This is a genomic window from Streptomyces sp., from assembly GCF_031181555.1.
GTDB lineage: Bacteria > Actinomycetota > Actinomycetes > Streptomycetales > Streptomycetaceae > Streptomyces > Streptomyces fimbriatus.
Genome location: NZ_JAPSKQ010000068.1, coordinates 1 through 2,557, shown reverse-complemented (window position 1 = coordinate 2,557; position 2,557 = coordinate 1). Strand labels below are relative to the sequence as shown.

Genomic DNA, 2,557 nt, shown 5'->3' with positions numbered 1-2,557 from the left:
CGGGCGCTGCAATCTCGACCCAGCCCGGTTCCTCCTTCCGCACCGGCCACCCGAGCAAGCCCTGATAGAACTGCGCCAGCTCGTGGGCGTCCGGTGCGTCGAGAGTGGTCGCAGCCAACGTGAAACGCGGTTGAGGTTTCATGCAGTGCTGCTGCCCGGTTTCGCTGCTGAAAGGCCAGCCGTCACTCCTCTGGCTGCCGCCGGCGCCTCGCGATGCCCCCTGACCACGACGCCTCGTTCGGCCCCATCAGCACCAAAGGAAACGACGTCTTGGGGTCGGGGCGGCGCGGCCTGGCTCAACATGATCAACGACCAGGCGGCGGTCCTGGGCGGGAGGTGGTGGCCGGCACCCCGCGCTGGACGACGACGGCGCACTGGAGTCGGTCTCGGGGTTGCTCTCCTCGGGTCAGACGGGGGTGTTCCCGTCGGGTGCGAAGGGGACGCCGTGGCCGGGGACGATCAGGGCGGGCCCGAGGGCGAGGATCTTGCGGCGTGAGGCACGCAGGCCCTCGGGGTCGTCGGAGGTGGGGTCTTCGGCGGGGCCGTGGGTGCTCCACCAGGCGTGGGTGAGGACGACGGTTCCTCCGTCGGTTTCCGCGACGGTGGAGATGTCCTGGGGGGTGTGGCCGGGGGTCTCGATCAGACGGATCGAGGGTGAGAGCCGGTAGCCGTCGGCGGGCCGGTCGTGCCAGAGGTTGTTGTGGTAGGTGGCCCAGATGTCGTGGGCGCGCGCGTCGGGGAAGAGGGCTGCGTTGAGGGTGTGGTCGGGGTGGTGGTGGCTGAAGACCACGTCGGTCACCTGCTCGGGGCTGATTCCGGCGTCGGCGAGCGGGGCGAGGATGAGCTTGCGGTCCTCGACCATGCCGGGGTCGACGACGACGATCGTGTCGCCGTCGCACAGGAGGGAGACGGTCGAGGCGACGTGCCATGGCTTCTCGCGGCCGTCCCGGTCGGCGTTGCGTGCGTCGAGGCTGTCGTAGCCGGAGGTCAGCAGGGTGAATGTGGCCGTCATGAGAGGTGGTGATCCTTAGTCGGGTAGGGGAGATGTCCGGGCGGAGGGCAAGGCGTGCCGTCCGTACCGGGGGGCTTGAGGGAGCGCGGAACCGTGCACCGGCGCGGGTCTCGCGAACCGTCCGTGGGGCGGGAGGGCCGAACTCAGCCGGTGACGGTCCGGGTGCGGCGGGCGTATGCGCGGGTGGCGCGGGCGCGGGCGCCGCAGCGGACCGAGCACCAGTGGCGGCGTCCGGTGCGCAGCAAGTAGCGGTTGCAGGGGGCGGAGGGGCAGGCCGTCATCCGTTCGGCGTCGGGGCCGGTGAGCAGGTCGGCGGCGTCGGCGGCGAGGATGCCGAGGGCTTGGTCGACGATCCGGTCGATGGGGTGCGGGGCGGCGCGGTGCATGCCGCGGACGGAGTCCCAGCCGAGCGGGGCGGCGGTGGGGACCCGGGTGAGGGCGTCGTTGACGGCGGCCAGCGCGGTGGTGGGGGCGGGGTGCCCGCCGACCTGGGCGGCGAGTAGGGCGCGTACCTGCTCGCGCAGGGAGCGCAGGCGTGCCGCGCAGACCTCCTGGAGACCGGTGTCTGCGGGGACCAGGTGGTGGTCGACCAGCCACCGGGTGGCGCCGGACGGGGTGCCCAGCACGTCGAGGAACTGGCCGCCGGGCAGGGCGATGGCGCTGTTGGCGAGGTCGAGCGCGGGGTGGAGCGCGGCGCCCGGCGCCTGCGGCAGCCCGGGGCCGGCGGTAGCGGCGGTATCGGTCTCACTCACGCTTCTCACGTTACAGCTTGCCTTTATCCGTGACAAACGCCTATCGTCACGGATGTCAGCCGCTCTATCCGTGAGGTGATTTCGTCATGACAGCAACCGGCGCGTCCAGCGAGCAGGTGCCCGTCCGTGTCTTCGGCGGTCCGACCGCACTCATCGAGTACGGAGGGCTGCGGTTCCTGACCGATCCGACCTTCGACGCCCCGGGCACCTACCCGTCGGGGCTGGCCAAGACCGCGCCCGCCTCCGTCGCGCCCGCCGATCTGGGCCGTATCGACGTGGTGCTGCTGTCGCACGACGAGCACGACGACAACCTCGACGCCTCGGGCCGCGCCCTGCTCGCCGACGTACCCCTGACCCTGACCACGCCCAGCGGCGCGGGCCGGCTGGGCGGCACCGCGCGGCCCCTCGAGGACTGGGAGTCCATCGAGCTGGACCGCCCCGGTGGCGGCACGATCACCGTCACCGGCGTTCCGGCCCTGCACGGCCCCGGGGCACGCGAGGACCTCGAACCGGTCGTCGGCGAGGTCGTCGGCTTCGTCCTGAGCGGTGACGGCCTGCCCACCGTCTACGTCAGCGGTGACAACGCCCAGCTCTCGCCGGTCCGCGAGATCGCCGACCGCTTCGGCCCGGTGGACACCGCTGTGCTGTTCGCCGGCGCGGTCCGCACCGATGTCCTGGACCGCGCGCTGCTCACCCTCGACAGCGCTCAGGCCGCCGAGGCCGCCCGCATCCTGGGCGCCCGCCGCATCGTGCCCGTCCACTTCGACAGCTGGGCCCACTTCACCGAGGGCCG

The 2,557-nt window shown here is 72.3% G+C and carries 3 protein-coding genes; 1 reads left to right on the top strand and 2 read right to left on the bottom strand.

All coding sequences use genetic code 11. The features are described 5' to 3' along the window. Positions 1 to 406 precede the first annotated feature (406 nt). Together RIM90_RS16035 and RIM90_RS16030 are read right to left on the bottom strand one after the other, a co-directional pair. Entirely contained in the window at positions 407 to 1,012 is a 606-nt protein-coding gene (locus tag RIM90_RS16035) for an MBL fold metallo-hydrolase (protein WP_309061387.1), read from the bottom strand. 143 nt (positions 1,013 to 1,155) lie between these two features. After that, complete coding sequence (locus RIM90_RS16030; RefSeq protein ID WP_309061386.1) at positions 1,156 to 1,764, bottom strand: ABATE domain-containing protein; 609 nt, start codon at positions 1,762 to 1,764, stop codon at positions 1,156 to 1,158. An 86-nt stretch (positions 1,765 to 1,850) separates the two neighbouring features. On the opposite strand from RIM90_RS16030, the gene RIM90_RS16025 reads away from it, so the two are divergent. Continuing rightward, on the top strand, positions 1,851 to 2,557 hold a 707-nt coding region (locus RIM90_RS16025), incomplete at its 3' end, for an MBL fold metallo-hydrolase (protein WP_309061385.1).

Coding starts and splice junctions, on each gene's coding strand:
- RIM90_RS16035 (WP_309061387.1), bottom strand. CDS start 1,012: ATGACGGCCACATTCACCCTGCTGACCTCCGGCTACGACAGCCTCGAC.